The organism is Gimesia chilikensis, assembly GCF_008329715.1.
GTDB lineage: Bacteria > Planctomycetota > Planctomycetia > Planctomycetales > Planctomycetaceae > Gimesia > Gimesia chilikensis.
Genome location: NZ_VTSR01000015.1, coordinates 47,119 through 61,879, shown reverse-complemented (window position 1 = coordinate 61,879; position 14,761 = coordinate 47,119). Strand labels below are relative to the sequence as shown.

Genomic DNA, 14,761 nt, shown 5'->3' with positions numbered 1-14,761 from the left:
TTATTCTGCTTTCGGGAGCTGGTCGAGTTGCGCCTTGATAACGGCTTCCCGCGTTTTTCGCAGGCCGGTTTTTGCGACTTCCAGCGGGTCCTGTTCCCAGTACTCGCGGTTAAACAGTTCCAGCGAGAGCACGCCCCGGAAGCCGGCCCGGTGAATCATGCGGAAGATGTCGGTGAGCGGTGCCACACCGTCACCGGGATAAACGCGGTGTGCGTCGTTGATGGTTTCGCGTGGAGGATCGGCGGGGTAGTCATTCACATGGAAGACCTGAATGGCTGAGCCGCTGAGCAGCCCCAGTCCGGCGAAGTCGGACCCGCCTTTGTATATGTGATACACGTCCGGGAGCAGACTGGCTTTGGGGTGGCCGCTTTCAATGGCGACAAACATCGATTCCCCCAGTCGTGAGAGGGACTCGGAGAATCCCCAGACCTCAACCTGCGGAACGACCTGCATCTGATCGCCCAGTTCGAGCAGGGCGCGATACCGTTTGGCTGCGGCGAACAGGTCCAGATCCGATTGTTTGGTAGCGCCGACCGGAGGCGCCGCCATGCGGATGCCGCCGATCTGCTGGAGTGTGTCCATATCCCGTTTGGCCTGTTCGAGCCCCGCTTTGCGCTGCGCGTCATCATCGACGATCCACTGGGCGAAGCCGATCGCGCTCTCGACCGTCAGGCCGGCATCTTCAATCCGTTTGCGGAGATCCTTGAGTGAACCCCCTTCTTTTACATACTGATCGATATCCCGCAACCAGGGCTCGATGGCATCGTAGCCGGCACTGGAAGTGAGGTTGATCTGTTCGACGATCCCCAGTTTCTGACCGCGGACGGTGCTGGTATTAAAGCAGTAGGCGAACGGTTCAGCCGCAGATCGCTGGCGCTCCGTTTTCCCGGCGAGAGCGGGTGTGGAGGAAAGACCAGCGGCCAGCAGACCGCCTGTGGCAGCCAGCATTTCACGTCGATTGAGGTTGGTTTGCATGGGGGTGGTTCCGGAGGGATCGTTGTCAGGAAAGTTTATTCCTTAAAACTACCGGACGGGGGGACCATTTTCAACCTGTTCCCATGCCACGATCGAAGGCTTCCAGATCCCGCTGGAAGAGGCTCATCACTTTATGCAGCGTTTCCCGGTTGATTTTCCAGCTGGGATTATCAACCGTATAGCGATTGCAGTGATCGACGAGCAGTCGATACAGGAACTTAAACAGGTGCCGGGGGACCCGTAACTGGGCGAACTGTGCAATGAGTTCCTGTTCCGAAATGGACTCGTCAAACATGTCACGAATGGAAATATCCGTTTTGTGATCTGCCGTGCAGGCCCGGATGCGGTCGCTGGCGACGTCGTACAGCGATTCTCCGGTCCAGTCCAGTGAGGTGATCAGGTTCTGCTTATCGAGTCGCGAGCGTTCGTAGAATTCTTTCTCTTCACGCTGCAGGTAGTAGACCACATCTGAGGGGAGCAGCAGTTTGAAGGCGACTCCCGGATGTTTGAGCAGTTTGTTATCGAACATCGGCCAGAGCAGATCCCGCATGCGTTCTGCAGAGCCGTTGACCAGGTGAGGTTCGTCGACCCGGTCCACCAGGATCACGATATTTTCGAATCCCATTTTTTTGAGGATCGTCTGAAATTTGGTGAGCAATTCGTAGCGGTCATCGCTGCGATCCCGGCAGGGAATCGGTTGACCGGCGAGTTCTCGGCGTTCGATGCGCGAGAGAATTTTACGCAGGGCATTCGAGATATGATCGAAGACCCGCACCTCGCGTGAAACCCGCCAGGCTTTCCACATCAGTGTGAGCTGTTTCCAGAGCCAGGGAGTCCAGCCGGCAAACATGATCAGCCAGATCCACCACTTCTGGAAGTCTTTCCAGTTGCCGAGGTAGAAGACCAAAGCGACCGTCACGATGGTCACCAGGAAGCCGAGGCTACGTTCCCATTCGGTTTTCCAGTAACTGAATTTCAAACGTTTGCGGAGTCGGTTCCAGCGCTGGACGGCCGGCATATCCAGACTGTGATCATAAAAGGCGGCCAGCAGCAGCAGGTCCCGTTTTTCCAGATGGGTCAGGCTGTTGACCTGGGCCTTGGTCACCGAGCGGATGTTGTTCTCTTCCGTATTGTTGGGCTCGATCATTTCGCCGATCAGCTGGGTCACGCCCAGCGAGAGGATGGCATCCATGTGATCCCAGAGTCGCCAGTGAGAGAGCAGTCGTTCGGGGCGACGATTGCGGCCCGAATACCGTTCGCGGAAGCAGTCCAGAAACGGATTGAAGTCATCGTACTCAATGACGAAGACGCGGTTTTCCGGATGCTGGGCATTGTGTTTCTGCAGCTGTTCGATCATCTGCATCCGGATGGCGGTTTTCCCTGCTCCCTTTTCGCCGAACACGACCGAAGTGGAAGGGTTGGCGGGATTGGAAAATATTTTATCCCAGACCGGGTGGTGGGTGCCGTTCAGACAGAATTCCTTGAAAACGTGATCGCTCTGGGCGTCTTCCTGACCGAAAGGGTTTTCCTTGATCCCGTGGTGATCTAAAAATTGCTGAACTTTCATCGGATCTTACTTATCTGAAGTGAACGTGCTTAAATTCCTGATTCCAAGCGACTTAGGTAACACCGCCCCGTTGGGAACATCGAGAAAGCATGCTGTCCGGCCCGCCACTGTGCTGCTCTGTCAAAATGAGCAGACTGGGCAATCGTGTTGTTACTAAAACATAGGTCATAGATCAGGAAAATGTAAGTCATCGGCGTGGGTCCGCCGGAAAATAGTGGTTGATTTTCAGTGAGGAATTCATAGCACCTCTTGCAAGATGAGACGCGTTTCAAGAGAATCCAGTTTTATGATGTCTCCAGGGGGAGTGCGTCGTTTCTGTTTTGTGTTGAAGGTTGATTCCTAAGTTGAACTGGCTTCCCATTCTCGGCGCGTTGGCATTGTTTGCGATCGGCCTCCGCCTGTCAGCCCTGTTCAGTGGATCCGAGACCGGCTTCTACCGCGTCAGTTTCCTGCGTCTGAATATCGATGCCAACGAAGGCGATCCGATTGCCCAGCGGCTCTGCTGGTTCGCTCAGAACCCCAGCTACTTTGTCGCGACAACACTCATTGGCAATAACCTGGCAAACGACCTCGTCACGATTGCGATCTCGATGGGCATTGCTGCGGTCTTTCAGGAGTCCGGCGGCAGGGCAGAGATTGTGACGACGATTCTCTTTACGCCACTCATCTTCATTTTCGGGGAGCTGGTGCCTAAGAACCTGTATTACCGGGCGCCGACCATGCTGCTTAGACGCTACTGTCGGTGGTTCGATTTCTTTTACCGTGCATTCTGGATCGTCAGCGTTCCCCTCGTAGCGATCACCCGACTGCTGGAGCAGTTCTCACCGGATCGTAATAAACCCGCGCAGCTGGTGCTGGGACGACAGCGGCTGGTGAAGGTACTCGAAGAGGGGCACCTCGAGGGGATTTTAGGTAATGCACAGAAACAGCTGGTACGGGGTATGTTCAATACCGCGGCCCAGTCGGTGCGGAAGGTTATGATTCCCCAGGCAGAGATTAAGGGAGTCACCCGGAGCACCGATACCGCAGACATTATTCAGATGGCACAGCAGAACCAGATTTCCTTCATTCCGATTCGCGCCGCGCATCAGAGTGAGTGGACCTCTTATATCAAGCTGGTGGATCTGATAACGTCGCCCTCGCCGATTATTCCCGCCGTCTATAATATGCCGCGGCTTCAGATCGATTACAGTATGCTTGAGGCGCTGTATGTAATGAGAAATTCCTCCTCCGCTTTTGGTGCGATCTATAAAGATAATGTGCAGATCGGCATCGTCAGCCAGCTGGACCTGGTGCGGGCCCTCTGTTCTTCGAATGGTCCCCTGCTGATGACCGGTTCGACGTTCTAAACCGTGTGGGGCAGGCCCAAAACGAGTGGATTGCGGGATTGTGCCCGGCGCCGTACAATCGACGCCCTCTGAGAGAACAGGCCCTTTGCCGGTACAGAATTTCACGTTTTCGGGTGCTGCGCGACTGCTTCAGCTGAACCCTGCGAGGGATCAGGTGTCTGTTCTGATTACAGTAAGTGAATTTTGTCTGATTTCCATTAACCTCAGTCGGGAATATTATGCCACAACGTCGCATCCTGGTCACCGCGGCCCTGCCTTACGCCAATGGTGACATTCATATTGGCCACCTCGTGGAATACATCCAGACCGATATCTGGGTGCGGTTTCAGAAGCTGCGCGGCCATGAATGTCGATTCTTCTGCGCCGATGATACGCATGGCACCGCAATTATGATTCGCGCCCGCCAGGAAGGCCGCTCGGAAGAAGCGTTGATTGCTGATGTCCGCGAGAAACATATTGCCGACTTCACTGGTTTCAATATTGAGTTCGATAATTACGGCAGTACGAACAGCGAGCAGAACCGCAAGGTCTGTCATCAGATCTGGTCGTCGTTACGCGAAGCCGGACTGGTTCACGAAAAGGAAGTCACCCAGCTGTTCGACGTGCAGGAGAATACATTCCTGGCAGACCGCTTTGTGAAGGGGACCTGCCCCAAGTGTAAGGCGACCGACCAATACGGCGACAACTGTGACAAGTGCGGCAGCACTTACACGCCCGCTGATCTGATCGATCCGGTCAGCACGCTGTCCAACACAACACCGGAACTGCGGACCGCCAGTCATCTGTTCGTGCGGATTGAAGACCTGCATGGCTTTCTCGATGAATGGACGCAGTCGGGCGATCATCTGCAGTCTGAAGTCGCCAATTATCTCAAAGGTCATTTCCTGGGGGATCCGCTGCGGGACTGGGATATTTCCCGCCCTGCCCCTTATTTCGGTTTTGAAATTCCGGACAGCCCGGGCAACTACTGGTACGTCTGGTTCGACGCGCCCATCGGTTACATCGCCTCCACACTTGAATGGTGTGAGAACAACAATGAAGACTTCGACAAGTGGTGGAAAAATCCCGAAACCGAAGTGCACCACTTCATCGGCAAAGATATCACCTACTTCCATACACTCTTCTGGCCGGCCATGCTCAAGACATCGGGTTTCAATCTGCCTGAGAAGGTTCATATTCACGGCTTCCTGACTGTGGATGGCGAGAAGATGTCCAAATCCAAGGGGACCTTCATCAAAGCCGCCACGTATCTGAACCACCTCGACCCTGCCTGCCTGCGTTACTATTACGCTTCGAAGCTGGGGTCGAGACTGGATGACCTCGATCTGAACCTCGACGAATTCGTACAGAAAGTGAATTCGGATCTGGTCGGGAAGGTCGTCAACCTGGCGAGTCGGAGTGCGAAGTTCGTCGCGCAGACGGGACTCTCCTCAGCTTACCCGGATGACGGGGGGCTGTTCGAGTATGGTGCCAGTCGTAGCGAAACCATCGCGACGGCCTACGAGAACTGCGATTACAACGGCGCGATGAGAGAGATCCTCGCGCTGGCAGACCGGGCCAACAAATACGTTGAAGATCAGAAGCCCTGGGAACTGCGGAAAGACGAAGACCGTCAGCAGGAACTGCAGGACATCTGCACGATTGCCCTGAACCTGTTCCGGCAGATTGTGGTGTATCTGACTCCCGTACTGCCCCGCCTGTCCGGTCAGACGGGCGAATTACTGAATGATCCCATTACCAGCTGGGACCAGGCACAGACGCCGCTGACAGGGATCTCTGTCAGTAAGTTCCAGCATATGTTTAAACGAATTGAAGAAAAACAGGTAGACGCTATGACTGAAGAAGCAAAAGAAGATGCGGTAGCCGCTGAGAGTGAAGCTGCGGCTTCGCAGTGGAACGACAGTGGGGAAGCCCTGGAAGCGGAACCGATGTCGGAAGAGTGCACGATCGATGATTTCGTGAAAGTCGATCTGCGTGTGGCTCGCATCGTGGAAGCCAACTCGGTTCCCGAAGCGAATAAGCTGCTGCAGCTGACCCTCAGCCTGGGTGGCGATGAACGCCGGAATGTATTCGCCGGCATCAAAGCAGCCTATGAGCCGGAAGAGCTGATCGGTCGGCTGGTGATCTGCTGTGCGAATCTGAAGCCGCGTAAAATGCGGTTCGGAACCAGCGAGGGAATGGTGCTGGCCTCGGGGCCTGGTGGAAAGGACGTCTTTCTGCTGTCTCCCGATGAAGGCGCCGTACCCGGCCAGCGCGTGCACTGATTTAAAAAAACGAACGAAGTCGATTCAGGCCAGTCGGATGTTCTCCGGGTGGCCTGTTTTTATTGAATCAGTCTGTTGAAGGTTTCAGTACGGGATGTCCCAACAGCCCGTACCGTTTCCCTGTCTGGGAAACAGTCCAGAAAAAGGCTTTAATGGCTCCTTCTCTGACAACGGGAGTGATGTGCCCGCTGTAGACGATGTTGGGTGGTTGTTCTTCGGGGAGCAGGTACCGCTGCTCTTTGTCGAATTCGTGAAAGGGACCTTCCGCGTTAGGGGACGCCAGATGTGCGACTTGCGCTCCTCCCTGGTAGAAGTGTTCGATCACAAACAGGTGGTATTCGCCGTTGAGCAGTGCGGCGCCCGTGAGTTCCTGAGCACGGACTCCTTCCGGCTTGATGGAGATTACGATCGGTTTCGACCAGGAATCTTCCTTGAGCGGATGCGATGACTGCGAGTGGAGGATGTGATATCCCTGCGAACTGGCAGTCCGAAAGTAGAGATGCAGATGATTGTCGGAGGCATCGCTGATCAGGGCGGCGTCGTCATCTTCGCCAGGAAGGTCCGCGATGGGGTGTGTCGTTTTTTGCCAGGGAAGCTGCTCGGGGTCCGGATGCGAACAGGCCAGGCCGATACTGCGCTCAGTAAAATGACTGGTGCGACGGGCACTGTAGGGGCAGTAGATGAGTCCATTGTGAAAAGTCGCGGAGGCAGGACTGGCAACACCAAAGCGATCAAAGCGGCCGGCTTTCGTTCCTTTGGGGATTGCCACGCCGTGATAAGTCCAGTTCTGAAGATTCGGGCTGGAGAATAAATGAATCTCCGTATTATAGGTATTCGGATGGTGCTGGCTGGTGAGCGGGACGACGTCGGCCAGTAGATAATACTTCTTCTTAGCGGGATGCCAGACGATGGTGTGCTCGCGGAGACTGGCTTCTCCGACTTTTGATGCTTTATCTAACGCGATCTGATAAGTCTGAGAACGATCACAGCAGACTAGAGAATCTGCTCGGACTGTGGCGGGACAGAGCAGGAGCAGGACCAGAAAACGCCATCGACCAGTCATTGCAACCCCGCCTTCCGCCTGAAGTAATTTTGTGAGAGAGGACACTGCTTTCATTTTCTCGCGGACGGGAGGGGAATTCAAGCTGAGATTTCCCGCCGGGAAGCGATGGAAGTTGTTTAGTATGCCCGCTGCTTGCGGTACATCCAGCCAGAGAGACTGTAAAAAAGCTCTCGGGTGGACCTCTGCTTGCCACGAATCAGATCTGGAAAAATCCTTAAAACCGGTCCGGCCTGCCAGGCACGACAGCTTTGCTCTGGAACAATTGGCCGGGAATCATCCACTGATTCTGTCGCTTTTTCGTCGATTTCGTGGGAGAACTCTTTCACAAACCTCTCCAATCGTTGTATTCGATACAGGAAGGCTGGTATACGCAGAGATTCTCCTGAAATTAAATTGACTCCCTTGGGAAGCAACATAGATTTTGGTGGCCAGTCAGTCGGCGTCCCTTCTGAACAGGGCCATGTAAGTAAGAATCGGTAATGAGGTTTCACAGTGCTCAGGTGAAACGGAACTGGTTCTGAATGCATCCGGGAATTCATTTGTTTCCTGAGTTAAGCTGGTTACCCGGATACAAATCAATTTGTAACTAACATCAGGCGATGTGACAGGCACATTCGTTTAATCTCGGAGAAGGGCAATGATTAAAACTACACGAAAACAACCAAGACGAGCAGGTTTTACCCTCGTCGAAGTGCTGATTGTGGTCGTGATCCTCGGGATCCTGGCTGCGACAGTGCTGCCACAATTTACTTCATCCAATGATGACGCTCGCGAGTCGGTTCTGGTTCAGGACCTGCAGACTCTGCGAAGTCAGATTCAGTTGTACAAATTCCAGCACGATGGAAAATTCCCGGCGGACGGTTCAACCGACCCCAATGATTTCCGTGATTCGCTGCTGCTGTCCAGCGACAAAGATGGCACCACGGGTGCTGTCGGTACTAAACCACTGGGACCTTACCTCATCGGCAGTCTGCCTCCGAACCCCTTCACCGGTGGTCGGGGTGTGATGATCGTAACCGATGTTGCAGGGACCACTCCTGATGAAACCGCGAAAGACGGTACTGAAACGGTCGGCTGGATCTACAATCCTGCGACCGGTCAGATCAAAGGGAACAACGCTGGTACAGCCGCTAACGGCACCAGCCTGGATGCACTGTAATCCGCCGCTGATTACAGCACACGATACATTCTTTAGGCAAGAGTGAACCGAAGATGCCCCTGGTATGAACCTTCATGCCAGGGGCTCTTTTCGTTGAATGACACGAATGGAGTTGCTTTTCGAATCGGGATGTTTTTAAGTAGTACTGAAGCACATGCCCACGAATTTCCCTGTGCTGTCTTGAATGGAAGACGGCGCATCGATCCGGAAAGGTTACCCCCCATGTCGTTCCTGAAACTCTCGTTAACGTTTATGCTGGCCCTGTTCCTGTCTCCCCTGCTGCTCTCTGCCCAGGAGGCGCCTTCCTCTGCAGTACCCGGCCGGCCGAATATCATGGTCGTGCTGTGCGATGATCTGGGGTATGGTGACCTGGCCTGTTACGGTCATCCGGTGATTCAAAGTCCCCACCTCGACCAGTTCGCGAGAGAGGGATTGAAGCTGACGAGCTGCTACGCCGCCCATCCCAACTGTTCTCCCTCCCGTACGGGTCTGATGACGGGCCGGACCCCGTTTCGTGTGGGCGTGTATAACTGGATTCCCATGTATTCACCCATGCATGTCCGCAAGCAGGAGATTACCATCGCGACCCTGTTGCGTCAGTCAGGTTATGCCACCTGTCATGTCGGCAAATGGCACTTGAACGGGATGTTCAATCTGGTGGGGCAGCCCCAACCGTCGGATCATGGTTTCGATCACTGGTTCGCGACACAGAACAACGCCCTGCCCACGCATGAGAATCCGTTTAACTTCGTACGAAACGCGAAGCCCGTCGGGAGGCTGGAAGGTTATGCATCACAGCTGGTTGCTGACGAGGCGGAGGACTGGCTGGTCAATCTCAGGGATAAGGAAAAGCCGTTCTTCATGTTCGTCTGTTTTCATGAACCGCACGAACCGATTGCGAGTGCAGAACGCTTCCGCAAATTGTATACCGCACCAGAAGGATCGACACTGCCCGCCCATCATGGGAACGTCACACAGATGGACGATGCCTTTGGTCGTATTCTGAAAACACTGGAGGATCAGAAACTCCGCGAGAACACACTGATCATTTTCACCAGCGATAACGGACCGGCGATCACCGGTCGTCATCCGCATGGATCCGCAGGACCTTTGCGGGATAAGAAAGGTTATACCTACGAGGGAGGGATTCGTGTGCCGGGTATCATTCAGTGGCCCGGTCATGTGAATGCCGGAACCACCAGTGATGTGCCGATCTGTGGTGTCGATATCCTGCCGACCCTGTGCGAGGTTGCGAAGATCCCCGCTCCCACCGATCGCGTGCTGGACGGCACGAGTATCCTGCCTTTGTTTGAGGGACAGGCATTGCAGCGCAAGCGTCCTTTGTACTGGCAGTTCAACCGGTCGCGTAACGAACCGAAAGTGGCTATTCGCGATGGTGAATGGAAACTACTGGCGCGACTCGATGTGCCGACTCCAAAGCCTTCGGGCAGTATCACAGCAGAGGAAATTAAAGACCTGAAGCGGGCACAGCTGACCGGGTTTGAGCTGTATCATATCGCCAATGATATTGGAGAGACCACCGACCGTTCCGAAAGCGAACGCGAGATCTTCGAAAAGATGAAACGGCAGATGCAGGAGATTTACGCCGAGGTACAGGCCGAAGCACCGATCTGGCCTGCCTGGGAACGGGTGGGTTATGAAGGCAAAATCATCCGGGAGTATTACCAGCAGCAGGCTGAGAAAGAGAAGCAGCAAAAGAAAAAACAGCAATAGCAATAACTTGGCTGGTGAGAGTCTTTCCATTCAGGATGGAACTTGAAATTCGATCGGATGAGAGCGCTTATTTCAGGGGTGGTCTTGGATGTAATCCGGGATTGCCGCAGGCAAAAGGAGGTTGAGGGCTGAGCGTGGTCTGGTGCTGTTTCGTGCCTACCCAGAATGAAAAAACAGTCCGTCTCATGTAATTGAGACGGGCTGTTTTCTTTAAGTCTTACGCGGGTTCACCGGGATCAATGGTTGAACAGGAACTCGCGGCTGTTACTGATGGCCCAGAGAACGTCCTGGTAGCCTTCCCGTTTGTTGGGGGCGGCTTTGACGATCTGCTCGCATTTGGCCAGTTCTTCTTGAGTCGGGTAACGGCTGAAGGCGACCAGATACATTTCCGTAAAGACATCCTTATCGGGGGCCTTTTCTTTCAACAGCTGCTCAATGCGACCAGACTTCGCGGACAGCTTAGTGTTGATCAACTGACCGTTGGCCACCTGCAGTACCTGGGCCAGGTTGGGCTGGCTGGTACGTTCGCACTCACAGGTGATGACGCGCTTGGGACGTCCCAGCGTATCCAGGAAGTAAGAGTTGTAGTTGGGGTCGGGCAGTTCGATGGCCCGGGTTCCCTGGGGAACGCCGCGGAAGCGTTCCTGCGAACCGGTGATATCATCCAGGGCATCCAGCAGGACTTCGGCTGAAAGTCGCTTCACGTTGTAGTGCGTGTAGAACCGTGTCTTGGCCACGTTTTCGGGGAGTGGACTTGAAGAGAGCTGATAAGCGCGAGAGTTCATGATGACCCGCATCAGTTCTTTCAGGTCGTAGCCCGAATTAACAAAGTGATCGGCCAGTGCGTTGAGCAGTTCCGGGTTGGAAGCCGGGTTGGTTTCCCGCATGTCGTCGATCGGTTCCACGAAACCGGTTCCCATGTAGTAGGACCAGAAGCGGTTGACGATATTTTTTGAGAACAGGCGGTTTTCCGGGGAAGTGATCCAGCTGGCCAGTGGACGACGGAAATCGCGAACCGTTTTCGTGTCGATTGGCTCACCCATCAGCGGAGTCGGTTCCATGGTTTTACGGGTCCGCGGATGGCGGATCGAGCCGCTGTTCTTGACTTTGATGATCGTGTCCTGTCCCAGGGCACCGAATTCAACACTCCCTTTATTGCCGACGCGGGTGAAGAAAGCGGCCAGGCTGTAGTAATCTTTCTGACTGTAAACTTCGAAGGGATGGTGGTGACACTTGGCACACTGCAGACGGACTCCCAGGAAGATCTGCGAAGTGGCTTCGGCGAGGTCTTCAGGGTTGGTTGCGATTTTGAAATAGTTGGCCGGGCCATTCTGATAGATGGATCCCTGGGCGGTAATGATCTCGTTTACGAATTTGTCGACCGGTTTGTTTTCCCGCAGCGACTGACGGACCCAGTTGGAGAAGGCCCACATGCCGCCATCGCCGATCTTGTTACGGTTGATACGCAGCAGGTCGCCCCATTTCATGCCCCAGTAGGCACTCCAGGCTTCGACGTACACATCCCGTTCGGGATCGCCGGTCAGACCCAGCAGTTCGTCAATCAGATAGCTGCGTTTGTTGGGGTCTTTCGATTCCAGGAACGACTTGACTTTTTCGGGGCTGGGGAGAGTTCCGATGGTATCAAGGAAGGCGCGACGAATGAAAACTTCATCCGAGCAGAGGGGCGAAGGCTCGAGCCCCAGTTCTTCGTACCGCTGTTTAATCTGTTCGTCGATAAAGTTATTGGGTTTGAATTCAGCCAGGTTGACCTTTTCTTTGTAAGGAGAGATCACGGTCGAAATTTTTGCCTGGCCCATGAAGCGGACCATGACCGCGGTCTGACCCGGGCCCTGGATTTCAATTTTTCCCCGTGGTGTGACGGTGGCGATGTTTTCAATCAGACTGTCGTATTGTGCCAGAGCGGTTACGTCCTGTTTGGAACCGTCACTGTATTCAGCGACGACGCGGAGCTGCTGAATGTCTCCCTGCTTGTAGCGGCGGGTCATCGGCGTCAGTTCCATACCGACTACAGTTGGTTCCTTATCGTCGATTTCAGTGACGGCCTCGGCGATCCACTCTTTCAGGATCCGGTATTCGTAGGAGTCTTTAGCGAAGCGGCGTCCCCCGCCATGGGCCATCCCCATCGAGGCTTTCTGCAGAATCAGACTCTGTTCGGGCTGCAAAATCGAGACGCGACGCTGACGGTCGTCGCGGGCAATCGCGGGGTAGTCCTGTTCCGGAGCATAACCGAAGAGCGATAATTTAAAGCCCCCCTTCCCGAACTGAGACGCATGGCAGCCACCCAGGCTGCAGCCCCCCTTGTTGAGGACCGGAACAACATCTTTCACGAAGCTGACGTTCTTGCCGTTCTTCCGCGAATTGACGACGACTTCGATGACGCGCTGCTCTTTGCCCTGAGTGACCTGGATCTGACCTTTTCCTGTCTGGAGCGGCCGGACAAGTCCTTCCGCGTTCACTTCCAGTACTTCAGGGGTCAGGCTTTGATAGCTGGCTTCATGAGTCAGATCGCCGACGATTTTTTTGTCTTCGAGAATCGAGACCTGGATCTGGAAATAGTCCAGCAGACCAGAGAGTTCGATCTGTTCCGGGGACACCTGCAGAGCCGTTTCAGCGGCGCGGGATGTATTCAGGGCGCAGATTCCCAACAGAAATGTGGTAACCATGAGTGTGCGGTGAAACATCATTTTATTCTTCACGTGAGTCTTCCAGTTCATCATGAGATCAACTCGCTTTTGCTTGCAGTCATCCATTAGAAAATTGGTCAAACTATCTAACAGGAATCGAAGGCATCAGCAGTCGTCAGTGCGGAGCACAGGCGGGTCTGGCAGGTTGAGTGTGGTGTCAGGTGGGAATATCGTGGCTTAACATAAGAAGCCATTTATACTTAAATATACTAAAAAATAGAGAAATTGCAAAAAAAACCTCTGAATTTTAGTACGATTTCCAAGTTGGCGGGAGCAACGTGGCGTGACTTAGTGTTCAGTGCGGAACGGGGCAATCCCTGTTGCTTCTTTTATTTTATCGCTATAATTTAAGCCAATCAAGGAGTGAAATTTCGCAAAGGGAATTTCCGACTTATAAAAATCAGACCGCGAAACCGATTTTATATTTGCCTACCTTACATAAACGGTTACAATTATATTAGTTAACTTGCCAAATTGTTAACGCTAACAACCAATTTTCCCTCCTAATCTTATCCCCTGATCTTCAGGGTCCTGCCACAAAAGGAGTTTCTGATGCTGAAGCTTTTCCCCGAGAAGGTTTCTAACTGTGAAACCGGAAGCCGTCGTCAATTTCTGCTGGAAGTTGGTGCGCTGAGTGCTTTTGGTATCTCGCTGGATTCCGTCCTGCGTGGTCAGGCTCATGCTTCCCAGGGTGAGTCTGGTGCACTGGCAGATCCTTCGAACGACACCAACTGTATTCTGATCTGGACGCGTGGCGGTACCAGTCACCACGATACGTTCGATCCTAAACCAAATGCCTCCGCCGACGTGCGTGGCGATTTTTCTGCCATCAGCACCGCACTGCCCGGCATTCAATTCACCGAGAAAGTGCCTCTGTTCGCAAAGCATGCGAAAGAGTTCTCGATCATGCGGAACCTGAACCCGCAGAACGGGGCACACTCAACCGCTGATGCCTTCATGCTGTCAGGGCATAAGTTCAACCCTTCCGTGACCTATCCCTGCTACGGGGCGGTCATTGCGAAAACCAAGGGTTTCAAAACCAACATTCCGCCGCATATTCAGCTGGGGAACAACGTCGACCGGCGTTTCAACGGCGGCCTGGGTGGCTACCTGGGTATTCAGTACAACCCGTTTGAAATCCCCGGCGATCCCAACGCGAAGAACTTCACCGTGCGGGATATTTCTCCCCCTTCCGGGATCTCCATTGATCGGATGAAGCGTCGTCAGCAGGCTCTGACTGCCATCGACACGCTGCAGCGTCAGGCGGATCAGAACCAGAATACATTTGAAGCTTCTGATGCTCACTATCAGAATGCTTTCAGTATGATCACCTCGGCTGATACGCAGAAAGCGTTTGACCTCAGCCAGGAATCGGACAAAACCCGCGACGAGTATGGGCGTCACAACCTGGGACAGAGCTGTCTGCTGGCCCGTCGCCTGATCGAAGCCGGTTCCCGCTTTGTAACCGTCAGCAGCGGTGGCTGGGACACGCACACCAACAACTTCAAAGGTCTGGAACGGCTGCTGCCCCCCTTCGACCAGGGCGTCACCTCACTGGTGCTCGACCTGAAACAGCGGGGCATGCTGGATAACACACTCGTTGTCTGGCTGACTGACTTCGGTCGGACCCCGGTGATTAACTCCGCCGCCGGTCGTGACCATTGGTCAACGGCTTCAACCATGATGATGATCGGTGCCGGCACTCCCGCCGGTCAGGTGGTTGGTGCCACCGACGACACCGGTTCGCGTCCGGTCGGAAACGAATATTATCCGGCAGACGTTGCCGCGACGATTTACTCAAAACTGGGTGTGAAACTCGATCATTACTTTGTCTCTCCCGAGGATGGGCGTCCGCTGATTGTCTGCGAAGGACAACCCATTCCGGAACTGATGGGGTAATCTCGAGTACTCCTTCCTCACAGATTGAACAGAGATCGCCCCTGTG

9 protein-coding genes are annotated in these 14,761 nt (G+C 54.1%); 5 read left to right on the top strand and 4 right to left on the bottom strand.

The window, feature by feature from the left end:
• Together FYZ48_RS19445 and FYZ48_RS19440 are read right to left on the bottom strand one after the other, a co-directional pair.
• Entirely contained in the window at positions 1-975 is a 975-nt protein-coding gene (locus FYZ48_RS19445) for a sugar phosphate isomerase/epimerase family protein (protein ID WP_149343430.1), read from the bottom strand.
• Between the two features lie 70 nt (positions 976-1,045).
• Positions 1,046-2,542: a hypothetical protein gene (locus tag FYZ48_RS19440; RefSeq protein WP_149343428.1), complete on the bottom strand. Its 1,497-nt coding sequence runs from the start codon at positions 2,540-2,542 to the stop codon at positions 1,046-1,048.
• A gap of 344 nt (positions 2,543-2,886) precedes the next feature.
• Here FYZ48_RS19440 and FYZ48_RS19435 point away from each other — a divergent pair, with 344 nt between their 5' ends.
• Together FYZ48_RS19435 and metG are read left to right on the top strand one after the other, a co-directional pair.
• Positions 2,887-3,891 (top strand): CNNM domain-containing protein, encoded by a 1,005-nt coding sequence (locus FYZ48_RS19435; protein WP_187782115.1) that lies wholly within the window; start codon positions 2,887-2,889, stop codon positions 3,889-3,891.
• A gap of 218 nt (positions 3,892-4,109) precedes the next feature.
• Positions 4,110-6,155 (top strand): methionine--tRNA ligase, encoded by a 2,046-nt coding sequence (gene metG, locus FYZ48_RS19430; protein WP_149343426.1) that lies wholly within the window; start codon positions 4,110-4,112, stop codon positions 6,153-6,155.
• A gap of 67 nt (positions 6,156-6,222) precedes the next feature.
• On the opposite strand, the gene FYZ48_RS19425 is transcribed toward metG, so the two are convergent.
• The gene (locus FYZ48_RS19425; protein WP_149343424.1) at positions 6,223-7,218 is read right to left on the bottom strand and encodes a hypothetical protein; all 996 of its coding nucleotides are present in this window, start codon (positions 7,216-7,218) and stop codon (positions 6,223-6,225) included.
• Between the two features lie 637 nt (positions 7,219-7,855).
• Here FYZ48_RS19425 and FYZ48_RS19420 point away from each other — a divergent pair.
• Complete coding sequence (locus FYZ48_RS19420; protein WP_149343422.1) at positions 7,856-8,377, top strand: type II secretion system protein; 522 nt, start codon at positions 7,856-7,858, stop codon at positions 8,375-8,377.
• Between the two features lie 222 nt (positions 8,378-8,599).
• Positions 8,600-10,111, top strand: a complete 1,512-nt coding sequence (locus tag FYZ48_RS19415; RefSeq protein WP_149343420.1) for a sulfatase-like hydrolase/transferase — start codon at positions 8,600-8,602, stop codon at positions 10,109-10,111.
• A 236-nt stretch (positions 10,112-10,347) separates the two neighbouring features.
• Here FYZ48_RS19415 and FYZ48_RS19410 read toward each other — a convergent pair whose 3' ends face one another.
• Positions 10,348-12,816 (bottom strand): DUF1549 and DUF1553 domain-containing protein, encoded by a 2,469-nt coding sequence (locus tag FYZ48_RS19410; RefSeq protein ID WP_242022715.1) that lies wholly within the window; start codon positions 12,814-12,816, stop codon positions 10,348-10,350.
• A 552-nt stretch (positions 12,817-13,368) separates the two neighbouring features.
• Here FYZ48_RS19410 and FYZ48_RS19405 point away from each other — a divergent pair.
• Positions 13,369-14,715: a DUF1501 domain-containing protein gene (locus tag FYZ48_RS19405; RefSeq protein WP_149343416.1), complete on the top strand. Its 1,347-nt coding sequence runs from the start codon at positions 13,369-13,371 to the stop codon at positions 14,713-14,715.
• Positions 14,716-14,761: the final 46 nt, after the last annotated feature.

Coding starts and splice junctions, on each gene's coding strand:
- FYZ48_RS19445 (WP_149343430.1), bottom strand. CDS start 975: ATGCAAACCAACCTCAATCGACGTGAAATGCTGGCTGCCACAGGCGGT.
- FYZ48_RS19440 (WP_149343428.1), bottom strand. CDS start 2,542: ATGAAAGTTCAGCAATTTTTAGATCACCACGGGATCAAGGAAAACCCT.
- metG (WP_149343426.1), top strand. CDS start 4,110: ATGCCACAACGTCGCATCCTGGTCACCGCGGCCCTGCCTTACGCCAAT.
- FYZ48_RS19425 (WP_149343424.1), bottom strand. CDS start 7,218: ATGACTGGTCGATGGCGTTTTCTGGTCCTGCTCCTGCTCTGTCCCGCC.
- FYZ48_RS19420 (WP_149343422.1), top strand. CDS start 7,856: ATGATTAAAACTACACGAAAACAACCAAGACGAGCAGGTTTTACCCTC.
- FYZ48_RS19415 (WP_149343420.1), top strand. CDS start 8,600: ATGTCGTTCCTGAAACTCTCGTTAACGTTTATGCTGGCCCTGTTCCTG.
- FYZ48_RS19410 (WP_242022715.1), bottom strand. CDS start 12,816: ATGATGTTTCACCGCACACTCATGGTTACCACATTTCTGTTGGGAATC.
- FYZ48_RS19405 (WP_149343416.1), top strand. CDS start 13,369: ATGCTGAAGCTTTTCCCCGAGAAGGTTTCTAACTGTGAAACCGGAAGC.